The organism is Streptomyces sp. NPDC001868, from assembly GCF_040297125.1.
GTDB lineage: Bacteria > Actinomycetota > Actinomycetes > Streptomycetales > Streptomycetaceae > Streptomyces.
The window spans coordinates 154011-173295 of sequence record NZ_JBEOYO010000003.1 but is presented as its reverse complement, the minus strand read 5'-3'; the positions used below and the strand labels follow the sequence as shown (position 1 = coordinate 173295).

Here is a 19285-nt window from a genome sequence, read left to right as displayed (position 1 = left end):
ACATACGACAACTCGCATGACACGACGACAGGAGACGACGTGGGGACCGTAACGATCGGTGTGTCGATCGCGGTCCCGGAGCCCCACGGCAGCCAGCTCCAGGAGCGGCGCGCGGGCTTCGGCGACGCCGCGGCTCACGGCATCCCCACGCATGTCACGCTGCTGCCGCCGACCGAGGTCGGGGACGTCGAGCTGCCGGCGATCGAGGCGCATCTCGCCGAGGTCGCGGCGGCCGGCCGGCCCTTCCCGATGCGGCTGTCCGGCACGGGCACCTTCCGCCCGGTGTCGCCCGTCGTGTTCGTGCGGGTCGTCGAGGGGGCCGAGGCCTGCACCTGGCTGCAGAAGCAGGTCCGGGACGCCTCGGGGCCGGTGGCACGCGAGCTGAACTTCCCGTACCACCCGCATGTCACCGTGGCGCACGGCATCGCCGAGGAGGCGATGGACCGGGCGTTCGAGGAGCTCGCCGGGTACGAGGCCCAGTGGCCCTGCACCGGCTTCGCGCTCTACGAGCAGGGGCCCGACGGGGTCTGGCGCAAGCTGCGCGAGTTCGCGTTCGGGGGGTCCGTCGTGCCGCCGCAGGCGGGGGCGCCCGCAGGGGATACGACGCTTCCCACGCGGTAGCGGTAGCGGCAGCGGTGCCGGGCGCCCGAGAGCTCGGGGGTTCGGGTTGTCCGGCGGGTGCGGGTGGGCGGGGGTTGCTCGCGCGGTTCCCCGCGCCCCCGAGAGAGGTGGCGCCCCGCCCTCCTACAGCGGCAGGCGGCGGAAGATCGCCCTCGGTACGTGCCTCAGGGCGGCCATCACCAGGCGCAGTGAACCCGGTACCCACACCGTCTCCGAGCGGCGGCGCAGGCCCAGTTCGATGGCGGCGGCGACCGCTTCCGGGGTCGTCGCGAGGGGGGATTCGGGGCGGCCCGCCGTCATGGCGGTGCGGACGAAGCCGGGGCGGACGAGCATGACGTGGGCGCCCGTGCCGTGCAGGGCGTCGCCGAGGCCCTGGGTGAAGGTGTCGAGGCCGGCCTTGCTGGAGCCGTAGATGAAGTTCGAGCGGCGGGCGCGTTCGGCGGCGACGGAGGACAGGACGACGAGGGAGCCGTGGCCCTGCGCCTGGAGGGCCCGTGCGCAGACCAGGGCGGACGAGACGGCGCCCGTGTAGTTGGTCTGGGCGACACGCGCGGCGGACACCGGGTCGCGTTCGTCGTTCGCCTGGTCGCCGAGGACACCGAAGGCGAGCAGCACCATGTCGATGTCGCCCTCGGCGAAGACCTTGCCGAGGATCGCCTCGTGGGACTCGGAGTCCAGCGCGTCGAAGGAGATGGTGTGGGTCTCCGCGCCGAGCCCGCGCAGATGCACGGCCGCGTTCTCCAGATCCTGCGAGGGGCGCCCCGCCAGCCACACCGTGCGGGTGCGGCGGGCGATCAGACGGCGGGCCGTGGCGAGCGCGATGTCCGACGTACCGCCGAGGATCAGCAGGGACTGGGGGGTGCCGAAGGCGTCCTTCATGACAGCTCCTGGGTGTGGGGGGACAGGGGTTTCCACGGCGTTCACAGGCCGAGGCGGCGGGCCAGGTCCGACACGAAGACCTCGCCCGGGTCCAACTCCCGCCGCAGTGCGCGGAATTCGGGCAGCCGGGGGTACATCGCGGCCAGCAGTTCGGGGCGCAGGCGGGCGTCCTTCGCCAGGTAGACCCGGCCGGAGGCGGCCGCGACCTCCTCGTCGAGCGTGTCCAGGAAGGCGCCGAGACCGGGCAGGCCCGCCGGGATGTCCAGGGCGAGCGTCCAGCCGGGCATCGGGAAGGACAGCCAGCCGGGGTCGCCCTCGCCGAACCGCTTCAGGACGGCGAGGAAGGAGGGGCAGCGGCGCGCCGAGATCCGCTCCACGATCCGGCGCAGGGTCTCCTCGTGGCCGTACCCGACGACGAACTGGTACTGGACGAAGCCGGACCGGCCGTAGATCCGGTTCCAGTGCGGGACCCCGTCGAGGGGGTGGAAGAAGGTGGAGATCCGCTGCAGTTCGCCGGTCCGGGCGTGGGGTGCGCGGCGGTACCACAGCTCGTTGAAGAGGCCCACGGCCGTACGCCCGAGGAGGCCGTCCGGGACGAAGGCGGGGGCGGCCGGGAGGCGGCGGGTCCGGAATTCCAACGGATTGGCGAGCGCCTCCCTCCGAATCACCTCTCTCCGAACCGTGTCCCTCCGAAGCGCGTCCCCGAGCGAGAAGCGCCCTGCACGCGCGCGCGTGGACGACAGCCGCCCTCCCCACGCGCGCGTGGACGACGATTTCAACGGCCCCGGCACCGGCCCCGGCGCTTCCAGCGGCCCCGACGCCTCCAGCGCCTCCAGGGTCGCGTGCTCCCCGCGGGTCAGGACCGCGCGACCCGTCGACGCGCCCCTGGCGAGCAGGTCGATCCAGGCGACGGAGTAGCGGTAGTAGCGGTCGGTGGCCGTGAGACGGGCGAGGAGGTCGTCGAGGTCGCGGGCGCGTTCGGTGTCGACGGACATCCAGGACGTCTCGACGGGGAGGAGACGGACGGTCGCGGTGAGGATGACACCGGTCAGGCCGATGCCGCCGGCCGTGGCGTCGAAGAGCGGGGTGCCGGGCACGACGGTGCGGATCTCGCCGTCCGCCGTCAGCAGTTCGAGGGAGAGGACATGGCGGGCGAACGACCCGGAGACATGGTGGTTCTTGCCGTGGATGTCGGCCGCGATGGCGCCGCCGACGGTCACCTGGCGGGTCCCCGGGGTCACCGGCACGAACCAGCCCAGGGGGAGCAGCACCTCCATCAGCCGGTGCAGGGAGACGCCCGCGTCGCACAGGACCGTGCCGCCGTCCGCGTCGATGGCGTGGACACGGTCGAGGCCCGTCATGTCGAGGACGGTCCCGCCCGCGTTCTGCGCCGCGTCCCCGTACGCCCGCCCCAGCCCCCGGGCGATCCCGCCGCGTGCCCCGCACGCCCGTACGGCGTCCGCCGCCTCGTCGTACGTACGCGGCCGGAGCAGCCGGGCGGCGGTCGGGGCGGTGCGGCCCCAGCCGGTGACGGGGACGGTGCGGCCGGGGTCGGCAGGCGCGGGAGCCGGAGGGGCTGAGGCGGCGTCGGCTGGCATGCCCGCGACCGTATCGCCGTGTATGCGAACGAACCGGGCACGTCGGCCCGGCCGCTCTGCCGCCTCACCGAAATGGGTGATTAATGGGATGTCGTTCAAGATTGCCGTAGTTCCTGGACGGCCACCTAGAAGAGTGACCTCGCATGGATGAAGTTGACGTCGTCGATGGCGTGCGCGGTCTGGACCGGCGGCTGCTCTCCGTGCTCCACGCCCATGGCGCCGACCCGCGCGTCGCGGCGGCCGCGCGAGGGCTGTCCGGGGTGGGGGAGCACGGCCTGCTGTGGCTCGCGGCCGGGCTGGCGGGGGCCGCCGCGGACCGGCGGCGGCGCGGTGTGTGGCTGCGCGGGACGGCGCTGACCGCCGGGGCGCATCTGGCCAGCATGGGCGTCAAGAGGGTCGTACGACGGCCCCGCCCCGCGCATGTCGAACCCCTCGTCCGCACGGCCGGACGGCACTCCTTCCCCAGCTCGCACGCGAGTTCGGCGGCAACGGCGGTGGCCGTCGTGATCGTCGTGGCCCACGGGGCGTCCCCGGGCGCCCCGCTCGTGCTCGCCGCCGCCACGGCCCCGCTCGCCGCCGCGATGTGCCTCTCCCGGCTGGTGACCGGTGTGCACTACCCGTCGGACGTGGCGGCGGGCGTGGCCCTCGGGGCGCTCACGGCGCGGCTCGGCGCACGCTGGGTGGTGCGCGGCCATGGCTGAGCGCACGGCGGTCCTGGAGTGGCACGCGGCGCCCGGGCAGGCGCCCCCGAAGGCCGGCCTCGCCCGCGGCCTCCTGCGCACCGCCCGCCCCCGCCAATGGATCAAGAACGCGCTCGTCGTCGCCGCGCCCGCGGCGGCCGGGGAGCTCCTCACCGCCCGCGCCCTCACTCAACTCCCCCTGGTCTTCGCCCTCTTCACGGCCTGCGCAGCCGCCGTGTACCTCGTCAACGACGCCCGGGACGCCGAGGCGGACCGCGCACACCCGGTCAAGCGCCACCGCCCGGTCGCCGCCGGGCAGGTGCCCGTACCGGTCGCGTACGGCGCCGGCGGCGCCCTGGCCGTACTCGCGCCCGTGGCCGCCGCCTGGCTCTGCCCGCCGTACGTCTGCGCGCTGCTGCTGGCGTACCTCGGACTCCAACTCGCCTACTGCCTCAGCCTCAAGCACGTCCTGGTCGTCGATCTGGCGGTCGTCACCACCGGTTTCCTGATGCGGGCGATGATCGGCGGGGTCGCGCTGGGCATCCCGCTGTCGCGCTGGTTCCTGATCACCACCGGGTTCGGCGCGCTCTTCATGGTCGCGGCCAAGCGGTACTCGGAGGCCCTGCGGATGACCGACCGGCCCGGTGCCACCCGGCCCCTGCTCACCGAGTACACGGCCGGATATCTGCGCTTCGTCTGGCAGTTGGCCGCCGGAGTCGCCGTGCTCGGCTACTGCCTCTGGGCCCTGGAGGAGGGCGGCGTACCGAGCGCGAGCGTCCTGCCCTGGCGCCAACTCTCCATGGTCGCCTTCGTGCTGGCCGTCCTCCGCTACGCCGTCTTCGCCGACCGGGGCGAGGCGGGCGAGCCCGAGGACGTCGTCCTGCGCGACCGCCCCCTCACCCTCGTCGCGGCGGCGTGGATGGCGATGTACGCGCTGGCGGTCGCGGACTGGTGACGCGGGGGCGGATCCCGGGCCGACTCGGGGGTACCCGGTATCGGTCGCCGACGAGTGGGGCAGAGTTCGGATCATGGACTGGCTGAAAAAGCTCCCCGGGGTGGGCCCCCTCGTGGAGCGTCTGATGACCACGCACGCGTGGCGGTCGTACGAGCGGCTGGAGCGGGTGAAGTGGACCCGGTTGGCCGCGGCGATGACCTTCATCAGCTTCCTGGCGCTGTTCCCGCTGCTGACCGTCGGCGCCGCCATCGCCGCGGCGACCCTCAGCGAGGGACGGCAGCGGGAGCTGGAGGACAAGCTGGCCGAGCAGGTGCCCGGTATCTCCGACCAACTGGACATCGCCGGCCTCGCCGAGAACGCCGGCACGATCGGGATCATCGCCGGCGCGCTGCTGCTGTTCACCGGTATCGGCTGGGTGAGCGAGATGCGCGGCTGTCTGCGCGCGGTCTGGGAGAAGCCCGATCCCGACGAGAACTTCTTCCTCGCCAAGGTCAAGGACACGGGCGTCCTGGTCGGCCTCGGCGGCGCGGTCCTCGTCACCCTGGCCGCCTCCACCGTCGCGTCGTCGGCGGTGGGCTGGATCGCCGACCAGCTGGGCATCGACCGCGACGGGTGGGGCGGCATCCTGCTCCGCATCGCCGCGTTCGCCGTGGCCGTGCTCGCCGACTTCCTGCTGCTCCTCTACGTCCTCACCCTGCTCCCCGGCGTCCAGCCACCCCGCCGCCGCCTGGTCGTGGCCGCCCTCATAGGAGCCGTCGGCTTCGAACTCCTCAAGCTCCTCCTCAGCGGCTACATCCAGGGCATCGCCTCCAAGAGCATGTACGGCGCCTTCGGCGTCCCCATCGCCCTCCTCCTCTGGATCAACTTCACCACCAAGCTCCTGCTGTACTGCGCGGCCTGGACGGCGGAGGGCAGCAAGGAAAGCGAGGACACGGAGGACCTGGAACTCCCGGCCGAGGACAGCGCCCTGTAAGGGGCGCGGGGCTGTGTCGATATGCGGCTCCGCCGCGTGGGCGCGACCAGCCACGACGCACCCGCACCCCGCATCCGACACCCATCACCCAGCCGCTTCCCGGGCCCTTACTTCTTCCCCCGCAGAGGCCACTTCCGATTCACCAGGAACACCCCACCGGCCAACAACACCAACACGCCCCCCATGATCCCGAGGGCGACCCCGACCCCACCGCCCCCGCCGGAGGCCCTCGCGGCGACCGACTTCCCGCCCGCCCCACCGGAGGCGGACGCCGACGCCGTGGCCCCCGCCTGCGCACTGGGCTCGGCGGTCCCCTCACCGGAGGTGTCCGCCCCCTTGGGCGCCACCAGTTCCCCCACCGGCGTCACCTTGCCCGCCGCCTTGAACCCCCAGTCGAAGAGGCTCGCGGTCTCCTTGTAGACCTGGTTGTGCTCGTCCTTCTCCGGGTGCATCACGGTGACGAGGAGGACCCGGCCGTCCCGCTCGGCGACCCCGGTGAACGTGGCGCCCGCGTTCGTGGTGTTGCCGTTCTTCACACCCGCGATGCCCTGGTAGGAGTCGAGGCCGCTGTCCCCGGTGAGCAGCCGGTTGGTGTTCTGGATCTCGAAGGACGAACGGCTCTTCTTGCCGTTCTTGCCCTTCTTGGTCTCGCCCGGGAATTTCGCCCGGACGGTCGAGCAGTACTCCCGGAAGTCCTTCTTCTGCAGCCCCGACCTGGCGATCAGCGTCAGGTCGTACGCGGACGACACCTGTCCCTTGGCGTCGTAGCCGTCGGGGCTGACCGCGCGGGTGTCGAGGGCCTGGAGCTCCTCGGCGTGCGCGTTCATGTCCGCGACGGTCTGCTTCACGCCGCCGTTCATGGCCGACAGGACGTGCACCGCGTCGTTGCCGGAGCGAAGGAAGACACCGAGCCACAGGTCGTGGACGGTGTATGTCTCGTTCTCCTTTATGCCGACCATGCTGGAGCCCGAGCCGACGCCCGCCAGGTCGGCGGGGGCGACCTTGTGCTCGTCGTCCCTGTTGAACTTCGGCAGCAGCGTGTCCGCGAACAGCATCTTCAGTGTGCTCGCCGGGGCCAGCCGCCAGTGCGCGTTGTGCGCGGCCAGCACGTCGCCCGTCTCGGCGTCCGCGACGATCCAGGAGCGGGCGCTGATGCCCTTGGGCAGCACGGGCGCGTCGCCGCCGAGGGTGGCCTGCGTGCCCGGCTTGCCCAGCAGCTCCCCGCCGACGGTCGACATGGTCGCCGGGGGAGTCGCGGACGGCGAGGTGCTGGGACTCGCGGACGGCGAGGCGCTCGAACTCGGTGACGGTTTCGCCGCGAAGGCCGGGGCGGCCGTCAGCGTCGACAGGGAGGTCAGCGAGAGGGACAGCAGGGTGGCTGAGGTGACCAGCAGGGGGCGCCTGGCGGTCTTCTGGGAGGCGGGCACGATCGAGAAAGTACATGGCTCCGACCGGTAAATCCCACCGGAGCGCTCCGTGGCTTCCCCACTCCTGTTCACGCTCCTGCGCACGCCCCCACTCGCGCCCCCACTCACGCCCCCGCTCGCACCCCGGCGCGAGGACCCCGCGGACGACGGCGATACTGAACTCATGAAGCTCAGCCGCCCCCTGTCCTGGTTCCTGCTCGCCTTCGGGGTGTGGAGCTGGGTCATCTGGACCACTTTCATCAAAAACCTGTGGAAGGACGGCAGCGGGCTCGCGTTCGACGACGCGGGTGATCCGACGGCGTACTTCTGGGTGCATCTGACGCTCGCCGTCGTCTCCTTTGTCCTTGGGACGGCCATCGGGGTCATCGGGTTGCGCGGAGTGCGCGCCCTTCGCCGGACCGCCTGACCGCCCGACCGGGAGTACGACGTGATGATCATTGTTTTTGTCCTCGTCGCTCTGCTGGTGCTGGGCGCCTTCGGTGCGATGCATTGGTACGCGTGGCGCCGCCTGGTACGCGACACGACACGCGGGCCGGGGCTCGCCAGACGCGTGGGCACGGCCGTGTTCATCGCCGGACCGGTGCTGATGTTCGCCGGCTTCGCGGCCGAACGCGGCGGCGCCCCCTTCTGGCTGCAGCGGACGCTGACCTGGCCGGGCTTCATGTGGCTCGCCCTCTCGCTGTATCTGCTGCTGGCCCTGCTGGTGGGGGAGCTCGTACGGCCCCTCGTGCGCCGTCTGGTGGAGCGGCGCGCCCCGGCGCCCGCGCGGCAGCCGGAGCCCCGGCCGGAACCGGAGCCGGTGGTGCGCGAGCCGGAACCGGTCCCGGCCGGCGCACAGCCCTCGCAGCCGGCGCAGCCCACTCAGGCAACGCAGCCCACCCAGTCCACGGAGGCCGCCGAGCCCGGGCAGCCGGCCCCGCCCTCCGCGACGGAACCCCCGCAGCCCCCTGCCCCGCCGGCCGGCCCCGCGGCCTCGGCCGACCCCTCCCGCCGTCTCTTCGTCTCCCGTGTCGTCGGCGGAGCCGTCGCCGCCGCGGCGCTCGGCACCGTCGGCTACGGCACCTACGGCGTCGTACGCGGCCCCAAGCTCAAGCGCGTCACCGTGCCGCTGGCGAAGCTCCCGCGCGCGGCCCACGGTTTCCGGATCGCGGTGGTCAGCGACATCCACCTCTCGCCGATGCTGGGCCGGGGCTTCGCGCAGAAGGTCGTGGACACGATCAACTCGACGCAGCCCGACCTGATCGCGGTGGTCGGCGACCTGGTCGACGGCGACGTGGCGGACCTCGGCCCGGCGGCGGCGCCGCTCGCCGGTCTGAAGGCGCGGCACGGCAGCTACTTCGTCACCGGCAACCACGAGTACATCTCCGGCGCCGAGCAGTGGGTCGAGGAGGTGCGGCGGCTGGGTCTGACCCCGCTGGAGAACGCCCGCCGCGAGCTGCCGTATCTCGATCTCGCCGGGGTGAACGACATCGCGGGCGAGGACGAGGGCCAGGGCCCCGACTTCGCGAAGGCGCTCGGCGACCGGGACACCTCGCGGGCCGTGGTGCTCATGGCGCACCAGCCCGTCCAGATCCATGACGCCGTCGACCACGGCGTCGACCTCCAGCTCTCCGGGCACACCCACGGTGGCCAGATGTGGCCGATGACCTACGTCGCGCAGGCCGCCAACCCCACCCTCGCGGGTCTGGAGCGCTACGGCGACACCCAGCTCTACGTCTCGCGGGGCGCGGGCGCGTGGGGGCCGCCGGTGCGGGTCGGGGCGCCGTCGGACATCACGGTGGTGGAGCTGGCGTCGAAGCAGGCGTGACGGGCCGTCAGAAGTGCTGCCAGAAGTGGCGTTAGAAGTCTTTCCATGACGCCATGGCCGGTCTTGAAGCCTTTCGGAAACATATGGGCAGCGGGCTTACCAAGTTCTTTATCAACTCAACAAAACCTGTCTTCCGTGAACAACGCCGACTGTGATTAGGTGATCCGCGCCACCGCGGAACCACTGTGCGTAGTGGGCCGGGTGGGGTCCTTGGAAGGGGCGCCGATGCGGTCGGTTCGCTTGCGGATTCTCGCCTCGCTGCTGGTCCTGGCGAGCGCGGCGATCGGCGGTTGGCAGTTGCTGCCGGCCCAGCGGGACGAGAACAGGACGATCACCGTCGGAACGACCGACTCGGTCACCTCGCTCGACCCGGCCGGCGCCTACGACGCCGGTTCCTGGGCCCTGTTCAGCAATGTGTTCCAGTCACTGCTGACCTTCGAACCGGGCGGCGCCGCACCCGTGCCGGACGCCGCCCGGAGCTGTGGGTTCGTCGGCAACGCGCTCACCGTCTACCGCTGCACCCTGCGCCAGGGCCTGAAATTCCCCAGTGGGCGTGAGGTCACCGGGAAGGACGTCAAGTACTCCTTCGACCGGGTCAAGCGCATCAACGCGGACGTCGGCCCCGCCGCGCTGCTCGACACCCTCCAGTCGGTCAGCGCGGACGGGCTCACCGTCAGCTTCCGGCTCTCCTCGCCGGACGCCACCTTCCCGTTCAAGGTGGCCACCGGCGCCGGGTCGATCGTCGACCGCACGAAGTACGCGACGAACCGGCTGCGCGCGGACGGCGGCGCCGACGGCACCGGGCCCTACTCCCTGACCTCGTACTCGGCCGAACAGGCCCGCCTCACCCCCAACGGCGACTACCAGGGCGCCGCCCAGGACGGCGGCAGCCCGGTCCTCATGCGCTACTACAAGGACTCGGCGGCGCTGCAGAAGGCGTGGCAGGCACGCCGGGTCGACGTCGTCACCCGCGCGCTGCCGCCCGCGACGCTCGCCGCGCTGTCGCCCAGCGATCCCGACCAGCGGGTCCTGGAGGCCGACAGCACCGAGACCCGCGACCTCGCCCTCAACGTGCGGGTGAACTCGCCCTTCCACGACCGCCGGGTACGGCAGGCGCTGGCCGCGCTGGTCAACCGGGAGAAGCTGGTCGCCGACGTCTACCGGGGCACGACCGACCCGCTCTACTCGCTCATCCCGGCCGGCATCACGGGCCACACGACCTCGTTCTTCGACGTGAACCCCCAGCCCGACCCGCAGCGCGCCCGTCGGCTCCTCGACGAGGCCGGCGTCGGCATGCCCGTGCGCTTCACCTACGGCTACGCCGAGGGCCGGGGCTCGGCCGCCGCCGAGGCCGCCGAGCTGAAGGAGCAGCTGGAGGCGAGCGGGCTGTTCTACGTGACGACCAAGGCGTACGAGTGGACCGCCTTCCAGAAGCGGTACGCCGAGGGCAAGTTGGACGCGTACGGGGTGGGCTGGGTGGCCGACTACCCCGATCCCGACACCTTCGGCGGACCCCTCGTCGGCACCGGCGGCTCCCTGAACAACGGCTACAGCAGCGAGCAGGCCGACCGGCTCATCAAGGACAGCCAGCGCTACGAGGACCGCAGCCGGGCCGCCCCGGACTTCAAGGAACTGCAGGAGGTCGTCGCCCAGGACGTGCCGATGATCCCCCTGTGGCAGCGCAAGGAGTACGTGCTCAGCACCGAGGAGGTCGGCGGGGCGCAGTATCTGTCCGACGGGACCGGGGTCTTCCGGCTGTGGCGGCTGGACTGGATCTGACGAGCGATCTGAAGCCGGATCCCATGAGGGATCCGGCGACGGACATGGCCATGGATATGACAGACGCCGTGTGACAGCTGACGTGAACTCGCGGGCCGGATGTTCGCGGGAGTGACAGGAGGCGCTCGCTCCGCGCATCTTCTGTGTCGGGGATGTGATCGGGGTGAGGAGCGAACGTGGTGAGACGTGACTCGTTCCGGCTGCCCCGCCATCCGGCGTCCGTGGGGCTCGCCCGCCGTCGCGTACGGGAACATCTCGTCGACTGGGGGCACGGGGAGGACTCGGCGGCGCTGGCGGACATCGTGCTCGTCGTCTCCGAGCTCTCGACCAACGTCGTCCGCCACGGCCCTTTGCTTGAACGGGAGTTCGAGGTCGCGGTGACCGCGCTGGCGGACGGGTCCTGCTTCATCGAGGTGTCGGACGAGGGCATGGACGCGCCCCGGCTCCGCGAGGTGGGCGAGTGGGGCGAGACCGGGCGGGGGCTGCGGCTCGTGGCGCATCTCGCGGCGGCCTGGGGGGTGTGGAGCCGGGGGCGGCACGGGAAGACGGTCTGGGCGTTGGTGGGGGCGCCGTAGCGCCCGAGGGGGAGGGGGGGTCAGTCGAGCGACGGCGGCCGCGGGTTGTCCTCGGTTGCTCGCGCGGTTCCCCGCGCCCCTTCGGGGCACGGCAGTGTCACCGTCACTTTCAAGCCATCGCCCGGGGCCGTGGTCACCGTCACCTCGCCGCCGTGGGTCTCGGCCACTCCTTGCACGATCGCCATGCCCAGGCCGCTGCCCGTGCCTCCCCCCGCCCTGAAGAAGCGGTCGAAGACACGCGCCGCGTCCTCCTCCGACAGCCCCGGGCCCTCGTCCGCCACGTACAGACGTACGACACCGGCCACGCGCTCCGCCCCCAGCCGCACCGGCACGTCCGCCGGCGTATGGGTGCGTACGTTGCTGACCAGGTTGCCCAGGATCTGGCGCAGGCCCGACTCGTCGGCCCGGACGAGGAGGGCGCCCTCCGCCCGGACGGTGACCGGGCGGTCGGGCTGCTGGGCACGGAGGTCGGCGGCGGCGTCGCGGACCAGCCGGGTGAGGTCGACGTTCCTGAGGCGGAGCTCGGGGCGCTGGTCGAGGCGGGCGAGGGTGAGGAGTTCGTCGACGAGGTGGCCCATGCGGTCGACCTCGTTGTTCATCCGGTCCCAGGCGCGCCGGCGCTCGTCCGGGTCGGTGAGCATGCCCTTGTCGTAGAGCTGGAGGTAGCCGCGGATCGCGGACAGCGGTGTACGCAGCTCGTGGGAGGCGTCGCCGACGAAGCGGCGCAGCTGGGCGGCGCCGCGTTCGCGGGTGCGGTAGGCCGTCTCGACCTGCTGGAGCATGGAGTTGAGTGCGAGCCGCAGCTGTTCGACCTCCAGGGTGGCCTCGCTGCTGGAGGGGACACGGCGGGTGAGGTCGCCCTCGGCGATCGCCGACGAGGTCTCGACCATGTCCTCCAGCGGCCGCATCCGGCGGCGCACGCTGAACAGGGTCAGACAGGCGAGCGTCGCGAGGAGCAGGCCGCCGACGGCGAAGTCCAGCTTGAGGGCCTTGGCGATGACCTGGTGGAGCGACCGGGTGGAGGTGGCGAGGAGGACGGTCGTGCCGTCGTCCATCCGGGCCGCCGTGACCCGGTGGGGGGCGCCCGCCACGTCGACGTCGTACGGTTCGTCGTCCGCGACCAGGGCGGCCGGATCGGGCACCGCGGCGGCGAGCGCGCGCTGCCCGTCGGTCGGCGGGAAGCCGGCGATGGTCAGCGGCTCGCCCCGGTCGTCGAGCGCGGTGAAGACGGCGCCCTGGACGAGGGAGTCGGCGCCGTCGGCGGAGGGCTCGCCGGAGGCCCGGTTGCTGAGGGCGACCAGCGCGCTCAGCGCGTCGATCTGCTCCATGCTGATCCGCGCGGCCCCGATGGAGTCCCGGGTCGTCATCAGCTCCCGGTCGACGCTGTCGAGCAGATACATCCGCATGCCGATCGCGCTGAACGCCGTCGCCGCGACGACGCCCACGGCGAGCAGGACGACGTTCGCGAGCGTGAGCTTGGCGCGCAGGGAGTACAGGCCGCGCCGGCGGCACGGCCTCGACAACCGTCGGGGCAGGGTCATGCCAGCCCGTATCCGACGCCCCGCCGCGTGGTGATGACGGGCGGGCCGAGCGCGTCCAGCTTGCGCCGCAGATAGCTGATGTACGTCTCGACGACGGTCGACTCGGCCGGCGCGTGCTCGTACTGCCATACGTGGCGCAGGAGTTGCTCCTTCGGCACGATCCGCCCGCCGTTGCGCACCAGGAACCGCAGCAGCGCGTACTCGGTGGGCGTCAGCTCCACCGTGCGGCCCGCCCGGTGCACCGAGTACGTCGTCTCGTCCAGCTCCAGGTCGCCGTAGCGCAGCGGCGGGCGCTGGGGGAGGACGTCGGCACGCCGGGTGCGGCGCAGGACGGCGGTGAGGCGGGCGACGACCACCTCGATGTCGAACGGCTTGGTGATGTAGTCGTCGCCGAAGCCGAGGGCGCCCACGATCTCGGCGGGCGCGTCCCGGGCCGTCAGGAACACAAGCGCCAACTCCGGGCGCCGGGAACGTAGTTCACGGCCCAGGGCGCGGCCGTCGCCGTCCGGGAGCATCACGTCGAGGAGGGCCGCGTCGGGCCGGGTGCGCTCGGCGAGCGCGAGCGCGTCCCGGACCGTACCGGCCGTCATCACCTCGAAGCGGTGGTAGCGCAGGGCGATGGCGAGGACGTCCGCGATGCTCGGCTCGTCCTCGACGACCAGCACGGTCGCTCCCGCACAGCCGGTGGTGGTCGTGCCGTCGGTGCCCGCGGTCGGGTCGGCGTACATCTCGGACGGCCTGCCCTCGGTTCCGGTCATGTCCCCAGTATCCGCACGGGAGTTCCCGCGGGGGGCCGGTCCCGCTTTGGAGTTCCTTGAGAGTCATGGCCGAGCCATGTCGCCGTACCTGTGCCGCGGACGAGGGTGAGGCCAGGACCCGGGGGACCGAGCGACGACCAATCGACCGTCGGACAAGGAGAGTTGATCGTGGCGACCTTGGCACGGTGGTGCTATCGGCACCGGCTGGTGGTCCTGTTGCTGTGGGTGGGGACCGTGCTCGGCGTCGGCTTCGCCGGCACGAGCGCGGGCACGGACTACGCGAATGTCTTCTCCCTCCCGGGCACGGACTCCAAGCACGCGTACGACCTGATGGACAAGGCCTTCCCGGAGCGCGCGGGCGACACCGACACCGTGGTGTGGAAGGTGGACGAGGGGTCGGTGGACGACGACTCCGTACGGTCCCGGATCGAGCCCGCGCTCGCGGAGATCGGCCGGATGGCGGGCGTCGGAGACGTCACCAGCCCGTACGGCGACGCGGGCGCCGGCGGTGGCGGCGGAGCGGGCGTCAGCCGGGACGGGACGATCGCCTACGCCCAGGTGACCTTCACCGAGCAGGCGAACGCCGTACCCAAGGGCCTGATCGACGACGTCATCGAGACCGCCCAGGGCGCCGAACGGGACGGCCTCCAGGTCGAGTTGGGCGGCCAGGCGATCGCGCGGGCGCAGGAGGCCACCCAGGGCACGTCCGAGGCGGTCGGCATCCTGGCGGCGGCGGTCGTCCTCTTCCTCGCCTTCGGCTCGCTCTTCGCGATGCTGCTGCCGATCGTCGTGGCGATCGCCGGTGTCGGCACCGGCATGATGGCCACGGCCCTGCTCAGCCATGTCACGGACATCCCGGACGTGGCCCCGCTGCTCGGCTCGCTGATCGGTCTCGGCGTCGGTATCGACTACGCCCTGTTCATCGTCACCCGGCACCGGCGCGGCATCCTGCGCGGTTTGAAGCCGGAGGAGGCGGCGGTCACGGCCCTCAACACCTCAGGCCGCGCGGTGCTGTTCGCGGGCGGCACGGTCTGTATCGCGCTGGCCGGGATGCTGGTGATGAACCTCCGTTTCCTGGACGGCGTCGTCATCGCGACCTCGCTGACCGTCGTACTCAGCGTGCTCGCCGCCGTCACCCTGCTGCCCGCCCTCCTCGGTGTGCTCGGCCCGCGCGTCCTCAGCCGTCGTCAGCGCCGCCGCCTCGCGGCCACCGGCCCCGAACCGGAGCTGACGAGCGGCCTCGCGGCCCGCTGGTCGGCGTACGTCGAGCGGCGCCCGCGCTCCACGGCCGTCCTCGCCCTCGTCGTCATGCTGGTCCTCGCGATCCCCGTCCTGTCGATCCGCCTCGGCACCTCCGACCAGGGCAACCACCGCGACACCACGACCACCCGCCAGGCCTACGACCTTCTCGCGGAGGGCTTCGGGCCGGGCTTCAACGGCCCCCTCCAGGTGGTCGTGGACGGCACCGGGGCCGAGGGGCTGGTGACGCGCATCGAGTCCACGGAGGGAGTGGCCCAGGCGGCGGCCGTACCGCCCGCGAACGGCGTCACGGTGATCCAGGTCGTCCCGACGACGTCCCCGCAGGCCGAGGAGACGGACCGCCTCATCGACCGTCTGCGCGAGGACGTCATCCCGGCGTCCGGGGCGCAGGCCCACGTGGGCGGCGTGACGGCGGTGTCGAAGGACTTCGCGTCGGTGACGGGAGACCGCCTCCCCTACTTCATCGCGACGATCATCGGACTCGGCTTCCTGCTCCTGCTGGTCGCTTTCCGCTCCCTGGTCGTGCCGCTGACGGCCGCGCTGATGAACCTGGTCGCGGCGGCGGCGTCCTTCGGCGTCCTGGTGGCGATCTTCCAGTGGGGCTGGGGGACGGAACTCCTCGGCATAGGCAGGGAGGGCCCGATCGCGGCCTTCCTCCCGGTCATCATGCTCTCCCTCCTCTTCGGCCTCTCCATGGACTACCAGGTCTTCCTGGTCAGCCGCATGCACGAGGAGTGGGTCCACACCAAGGACAACGCCCGCGCTGTCCGCGTCGGCTTCGCGGAGACCAGCCGGGTCATCAACTGCGCGGCCCTGATCATGATGTGCGTCTTCAGCGCGTTCGTCCTGAGCGGCGAACTGGAGGCCGCGATGGCCGGCATCGGCCTCGCCGCCGCCGTCGCCCTGGACGCCTTCATCCTCCGTACGGCCCTGGTGCCGGCCGCGATGCATCTGCTGGGGAAGGCGAACTGGTGGCTCCCGGCGGGGCTGGAGAAGCGGTTGCCGCATCTGGCGGTGGAGCCGAAGGAGGAGCCCCCGGCGGTTTCTCCGGCGGACGGTCCCGCCTCCGTGATCCACGGCTTCGTCAGCACGGCGGACGGTGAGCCGGTCGAGGGCGCCGAGGTGACGCTGCTGTCCAGGGGCGGCCGTCAGCTGGACCGGGTGACGTCCCTGGCGGACGGCTCGTACATCGTGGCGGTGCCGGGCCCGGGGCCGTATCTGCTGGCGACGACCTCACCGACGTCGACTTCGCGCGCGCGTCAGGTGGTCGTGGGGGAGGGGCCGCTGGTGTACGACGTGGAGCTGGCGGGGGTGGCTGAGGGGGAGGTGGACGCGGTCAACCAGTTCAGGACAGACCGGCTTTGAGGAGACGCTCGACGTCGAGCACGACCTTGCCACCCACGGACTCGGGGAGCGTGACGAGCTCCCCGGGGCTGTGGATGCCGTGCTTCCCATAGCTGCCACGGGCCGGATCGGTCAGGACATGGAGGCGCTGGTGCTTGCGGTCGATGATCACGTAGACGGGGACGCGGGCCTTGGCGTAGTGGGTGACCTTGGTCTGCGGATCCGTCTTCCAGTTGCTGGAGGTGACCTCCATGACCAGGCGGAAGCACATCGGGTCGTAGCAGCTGTTCTCCACCAGGTGATCGCGGTAGTCGTCGTCGACCACCGACAGATCGGGGATGGCGTAGTCCTCCGGGCCGTTGGGCAGCCAGAGGCCGATGCCCGGGAGCGCACGGACGAGGCCCAGCTGCATGAAGGGGGCGGCGAACAGCATCAGCGCCTCGGAGTGCGGGCCATCCGGTGCGGGGCTCACGAGGATCTGGTCTTCGATGATCTCGACGCGGAGGCCCGGAACGCTCTCCATGATGTGGTTCGCTTCGGCGATCAGCGCCCGCTCCTCGTGCGACCGCTCGACAGCTGCCGCGGACATCAGGTGCCTCCCATGGGCTGGTGTCGAGACCATCATCGTAGGCGGGTATGAAGCCAGGCGTCCTGTTCGATCCCCTTCACCCGAAAGTGATCACTCCGCCGCCCGCCCCCTGACCCCCGGATCCGGCAGCACCTTCGTCATGCCCGGCAAGAAGTCCGTGAACAGTTCGTGCATCTCGCGGACCAGCGGCCGCATCACCCGGAACCGAGCCAGTGAGACGCCCCGGGTCGTCAGTCGGGCCCCCCGCTCGGCGAGCCGGTAGCTGCGCTCGCGTCCCTCCGTCCGGTCGAAGACCCAGTACATGACGAGACCCATCAGGGAGAGCCACATCAACTCGGGCAGGATCTCCCGGAGTTCGTCCGGGACCTTGGCCTTGGATCCGGCGAGGATCTCGCGGTGGATGGCGATGGACTCCTCGCGGGGCCCCTCCGACTCGGGGGAGAAGGGGCTGAGGGGACTGTCCGGATCGGCCGCGTTCTTGAAGAACTGCGCCGCGAACTCGTGGTACGGCTCCGCGACGTCCAGCCACGCCTTCAGCACCCCGGCGATCCGCGCCTCCAGATCCTTCTCCCGCTCCAGCACGGGCCGCACCGCCGCCAGGTGCTCGACGCCGATCCGGTCGTAGAACCCCTGGATCAGGTGTTCCTTGCCGGCGAAGTAGTAGTACGCGTTCCCGACGGAGACCCCGGCCTCCTTCGCGATGGCCCGCATCGTCGTCTTGTCGTACCCGCGCTCCTGGAAGAGCCGCAGCGCGGTCTCCAGGATCAGCGCGCGGGTCTGCTCGGACTTGGCGGAACCCTTGGGGCCGGGCTGCTCCGTGCCGTCCCTGGGGCCGCCGGCCCCCGCGTCGGGCTGGTCGGCACCGGGCTCTGGGCTGGGGTTGTCGTTCAGTGCGGCCACGGGCAGAGCCTAACGAGTCGCGCAGGTACCCGTGTCGCAGCCGCCGGGAGGGCGGTACAGCCACCCGTACCGCCGGTCGTACGCCCATCCCGTCAGCTCGGCCCCGCCGCTTCCGCAACCCGAGCCGGGCTGCCGGTGGGTGCCCCGCCACCGCGCGGCGGCGAGTACGGCGGTGCGCGCGAGCCGGGCCCCGGCCGGGGTGCTCAGCCGGTGGGCGAGCGGCCGGTGCTCGAGCAGCGCCCACAGACACACGATCCAGGCGGAGGCCCCCCGGTACACCTGCCCGCCGTCCCCGACGATCGTGATCTCCTCCAGCGTCGCCCCGTGGTCGAGCGATGGGAACATCCGCCGCGCCTCCTCCGACCCCGCCGCCACGAACCCCAGCGGCACCAACTGCCGCTGCCTGCCCAGCCACTCCCGCAGAAAGGCGCACAGCCCGCACCCGGCGTCGTACAGCACGGTGAGCCGGAGGACCGGGACGCGCTCGGCGCCCCGGTCCTCGGTGGCCGTCCCGGCCGTGGTGCTCATGCCCGCCCCGTCGGAGCGGCCCAGCCCTGCGGCGCGACCGGCGGCAGCTGCTCCCGCTCCATGACGCCCCGCCGCCGGAACCTGTTCAGCACGAACACGTTCCCCAGGTGCAGTCCCCCCAGCACGAGCAGCACCACGCCGAGCTTCGACGACACCGTCTCGAACACCTCACGCGGGCTGGTGATGGCGTCGTCGGAGTTCAGGTAGAGCGCCACGAACCCCAGGTTCACGAGATAGAACCCGACCACCAGCAGGTGGTTCACCGCGTCCGCGAGCTGCTCGTTTCCCCGCAGCACATCCGAGAGGAAGATCCGCCCGTTCCTGCTCAGCGTCCGCGCCACCCACACCGTCAGCCCCACACCGACCAGCAGATAGACGACATACGCGACGACCGTGAGGTCCATGCCCCCACCCCTTCCGGGCTTCTTGAACACGTTCAAAATGTTCTTGGTGAGACTGTAGACCCATTTTTGAACGCGTTCAAGCGGTCATCTTCCGGGGCGGGCGGTCATCCGGTGCGGGCCAGCTCCGGCCGTTTGCTGTAGTCCGTGAACCCGATGACGTTCCCCCAGGGGTCCGCGAACTCGACGGTCCATCCGGTCGCCACGGAGAACGGCGCGTCGAGCGGCGGCACCCCCGCCGCCGCGAGCGCCCGCGCGGCGCCCCGCGCGTCCCGCACCTCCAGCCACATCCGGGCCGATCCCCACACGGGCGGCCGATGCCGCAACTCGTCCTCCACGCGAAGCAGCAGCCCGGGCGTCTCCTTGCCCACCTTCAGCCCCGCGATCCCCGCCTCGTCCAGCCGAAAGGCCACGGCGAAGCCGGCCCGCTCATAGAAGGAGACGGCTTCGCCGAGGTCACCTACGGGGAGGAGGGCGTTGTCGAAGCCGAGCAGCTCGTACGACTCGTCCGACTCATCCGACTCGTGCAACTGATGTGACTCATTGTCTGACATGTCGTCAGATTAGAGCTTCGGTCGGCGCAGCCGCGGGAGCGACAGCACGCGGTCATGGCAGGGTCGGGACAGAGGCGGACACGGACATGGAGAAGGGCCGACCGCGGACGTTCACG

Annotated in this window: 19 protein-coding genes; 9 read left to right on the top strand and 10 right to left on the bottom strand. The window is 71.7% G+C overall.

All coding sequences use genetic code 11. From position 1 onward, the window contains the following. The first annotated feature begins 39 nt into the window (after positions 1-39). A complete protein-coding gene (locus tag ABT147_RS05540; protein WP_351402851.1) occupies positions 40-621 on the top strand; it encodes a 2'-5' RNA ligase family protein in 582 nt (193 codons plus the stop codon). A gap of 123 nt (positions 622-744) precedes the next feature. Here ABT147_RS05540 and dprE2 read toward each other — a convergent pair whose 3' ends face one another. Further along, positions 745-1500, bottom strand: coding sequence for a decaprenylphospho-beta-D-erythro-pentofuranosid-2-ulose 2-reductase (dprE2, locus tag ABT147_RS05535; RefSeq protein WP_351402850.1), 756 nt, complete (start codon positions 1498-1500; stop codon positions 745-747). Positions 1501-1541: 41 nt separating this feature from the next. After that, the gene (locus tag ABT147_RS05530) at positions 1542-3098 is read right to left on the bottom strand and encodes an FAD-binding protein (protein ID WP_351402849.1); all 1557 of its coding nucleotides are present in this window, start codon (positions 3096-3098) and stop codon (positions 1542-1544) included. A gap of 143 nt (positions 3099-3241) precedes the next feature. Between ABT147_RS05530 and ABT147_RS05525 the strand changes: the two genes are divergently transcribed. The 3 genes from ABT147_RS05525 to ABT147_RS05515 all read left to right on the top strand — a co-directional run bounded on the left by ABT147_RS05525 (position 3242) and on the right by ABT147_RS05515 (position 5706). Then, a complete protein-coding gene (locus tag ABT147_RS05525; RefSeq protein ID WP_351402848.1) occupies positions 3242-3799 on the top strand; it encodes a phosphatase PAP2 family protein in 558 nt (185 codons plus the stop codon). Next, positions 3792-4733 (top strand): decaprenyl-phosphate phosphoribosyltransferase, encoded by a 942-nt coding sequence (locus tag ABT147_RS05520; protein WP_351402847.1) that lies wholly within the window; start codon positions 3792-3794, stop codon positions 4731-4733. Before ABT147_RS05525 ends, ABT147_RS05520 begins: the two co-directional genes overlap by 8 nt. A gap of 73 nt (positions 4734-4806) precedes the next feature. After that, positions 4807-5706 carry a YihY/virulence factor BrkB family protein gene (locus tag ABT147_RS05515; protein ID WP_351402846.1) on the top strand — a complete coding sequence of 300 codons (900 nt, stop codon included), beginning with the start codon at positions 4807-4809 and terminating at the stop codon, positions 5704-5706. Between the two features lie 107 nt (positions 5707-5813). Here the strand turns inward: ABT147_RS05515 and ABT147_RS05510 are convergent, their stop codons facing one another. Then, positions 5814-7133, bottom strand: coding sequence for a D-alanyl-D-alanine carboxypeptidase family protein (locus ABT147_RS05510; RefSeq protein WP_351402845.1), 1320 nt, complete (start codon positions 7131-7133; stop codon positions 5814-5816). A gap of 163 nt (positions 7134-7296) precedes the next feature. On the opposite strand from ABT147_RS05510, the gene ABT147_RS05505 reads away from it, so the two are divergent. The 4 genes from ABT147_RS05505 (at position 7297) to ABT147_RS05490 (ending at position 11294) form a co-directional block, all read left to right on the top strand. Next, on the top strand, positions 7297-7539 hold the full coding sequence (locus ABT147_RS05505; protein WP_351402844.1) for an SCO4848 family membrane protein: 243 nt from the start codon (positions 7297-7299) through the stop codon (positions 7537-7539). 24 nt (positions 7540-7563) lie between these two features. Next, positions 7564-8940 (top strand): metallophosphoesterase, encoded by a 1377-nt coding sequence (locus ABT147_RS05500; RefSeq protein WP_351402842.1) that lies wholly within the window; start codon positions 7564-7566, stop codon positions 8938-8940. A gap of 225 nt (positions 8941-9165) precedes the next feature. Then, positions 9166-10719: an ABC transporter substrate-binding protein gene (locus tag ABT147_RS05495; protein WP_351402841.1), complete on the top strand. Its 1554-nt coding sequence runs from the start codon at positions 9166-9168 to the stop codon at positions 10717-10719. A 176-nt stretch (positions 10720-10895) separates the two neighbouring features. Next, a complete protein-coding gene (locus tag ABT147_RS05490; RefSeq protein ID WP_351402840.1) occupies positions 10896-11294 on the top strand; it encodes an ATP-binding protein in 399 nt (132 codons plus the stop codon). A gap of 20 nt (positions 11295-11314) precedes the next feature. Here ABT147_RS05490 and ABT147_RS05485 read toward each other — a convergent pair whose 3' ends face one another. After that, positions 11315-12835, bottom strand: a complete 1521-nt coding sequence (locus ABT147_RS05485) for a sensor histidine kinase (protein ID WP_351402838.1) — start codon at positions 12833-12835, stop codon at positions 11315-11317. Beyond that, positions 12832-13500: a response regulator transcription factor gene (locus tag ABT147_RS05480; protein ID WP_351403023.1), complete on the bottom strand. Its 669-nt coding sequence runs from the start codon at positions 13498-13500 to the stop codon at positions 12832-12834. Before ABT147_RS05480 ends, ABT147_RS05485 begins: the two co-directional genes overlap by 4 nt. 270 nt (positions 13501-13770) lie before the next feature. On the opposite strand from ABT147_RS05480, the gene ABT147_RS05475 reads away from it, so the two are divergent. Continuing rightward, positions 13771-16218 carry an MMPL family transporter gene (locus tag ABT147_RS05475; protein ID WP_351403022.1) on the top strand — a complete coding sequence of 816 codons (2448 nt, stop codon included), beginning with the start codon at positions 13771-13773 and terminating at the stop codon, positions 16216-16218. Here the strand turns inward: ABT147_RS05475 and ABT147_RS05470 are convergent. From ABT147_RS05470 to ABT147_RS05450, 5 genes are all read right to left on the bottom strand, one after another. Next, positions 16199-16786 carry a Uma2 family endonuclease gene (locus ABT147_RS05470; protein ID WP_351402837.1) on the bottom strand — a complete coding sequence of 196 codons (588 nt, stop codon included), beginning with the start codon at positions 16784-16786 and terminating at the stop codon, positions 16199-16201. The two genes, ABT147_RS05475 and ABT147_RS05470, sit on opposite strands and share 20 nt — an antisense overlap. 90 nt (positions 16787-16876) lie before the next feature. Next, complete coding sequence (locus ABT147_RS05465; protein WP_351403021.1) at positions 16877-17554, bottom strand: TetR family transcriptional regulator; 678 nt, start codon at positions 17552-17554, stop codon at positions 16877-16879. A 141-nt stretch (positions 17555-17695) separates the two neighbouring features. Continuing rightward, the gene (locus tag ABT147_RS05460) at positions 17696-18214 is read right to left on the bottom strand and encodes a thiol-disulfide oxidoreductase DCC family protein (protein ID WP_351402836.1); all 519 of its coding nucleotides are present in this window, start codon (positions 18212-18214) and stop codon (positions 17696-17698) included. Beyond that, positions 18211-18618, bottom strand: a complete 408-nt coding sequence (locus tag ABT147_RS05455; RefSeq protein ID WP_351402835.1) for a hypothetical protein — start codon at positions 18616-18618, stop codon at positions 18211-18213. The genes ABT147_RS05460 and ABT147_RS05455 overlap by 4 nt, the downstream gene beginning before the upstream one ends. 104 nt (positions 18619-18722) lie before the next feature. Next, entirely contained in the window at positions 18723-19169 is a 447-nt protein-coding gene (locus tag ABT147_RS05450) for a VOC family protein (protein ID WP_351402833.1), read from the bottom strand. Positions 19170-19285 lie beyond the last annotated feature (116 nt).

What these genes read in the sequence shown, in the direction of transcription:
- ABT147_RS05515 (WP_351402846.1), top strand. Translation starts at nt 4,807, where the DNA reads ATGGACTGGCTGAAAAAGCTCCCCGGGGTGGGCCCCCTCGTGGAGCGT.
- ABT147_RS05470 (WP_351402837.1), bottom strand. Translation starts at nt 16,786, where the DNA reads ATGTCCGCGGCAGCTGTCGAGCGGTCGCACGAGGAGCGGGCGCTGATC.
- ABT147_RS05495 (WP_351402841.1), top strand. Translation starts at nt 9,166, where the DNA reads ATGCGGTCGGTTCGCTTGCGGATTCTCGCCTCGCTGCTGGTCCTGGCG.
- ABT147_RS05520 (WP_351402847.1), top strand. Translation starts at nt 3,792, where the DNA reads ATGGCTGAGCGCACGGCGGTCCTGGAGTGGCACGCGGCGCCCGGGCAG.
- ABT147_RS05485 (WP_351402838.1), bottom strand. Translation starts at nt 12,835, where the DNA reads ATGACCCTGCCCCGACGGTTGTCGAGGCCGTGCCGCCGGCGCGGCCTG.
- dprE2 (WP_351402850.1), bottom strand. Translation starts at nt 1,500, where the DNA reads ATGAAGGACGCCTTCGGCACCCCCCAGTCCCTGCTGATCCTCGGCGGT.
- ABT147_RS05505 (WP_351402844.1), top strand. Translation starts at nt 7,297, where the DNA reads ATGAAGCTCAGCCGCCCCCTGTCCTGGTTCCTGCTCGCCTTCGGGGTG.
- ABT147_RS05460 (WP_351402836.1), bottom strand. Translation starts at nt 18,214, where the DNA reads ATGAGCACCACGGCCGGGACGGCCACCGAGGACCGGGGCGCCGAGCGC.
- ABT147_RS05455 (WP_351402835.1), bottom strand. Translation starts at nt 18,618, where the DNA reads ATGGACCTCACGGTCGTCGCGTATGTCGTCTATCTGCTGGTCGGTGTG.
- ABT147_RS05500 (WP_351402842.1), top strand. Translation starts at nt 7,564, where the DNA reads ATGATCATTGTTTTTGTCCTCGTCGCTCTGCTGGTGCTGGGCGCCTTC.
- ABT147_RS05450 (WP_351402833.1), bottom strand. Translation starts at nt 19,169, where the DNA reads ATGTCAGACAATGAGTCACATCAGTTGCACGAGTCGGATGAGTCGGAC.
- ABT147_RS05530 (WP_351402849.1), bottom strand. Translation starts at nt 3,098, where the DNA reads ATGCCAGCCGACGCCGCCTCAGCCCCTCCGGCTCCCGCGCCTGCCGAC.
- ABT147_RS05525 (WP_351402848.1), top strand. Translation starts at nt 3,242, where the DNA reads ATGGATGAAGTTGACGTCGTCGATGGCGTGCGCGGTCTGGACCGGCGG.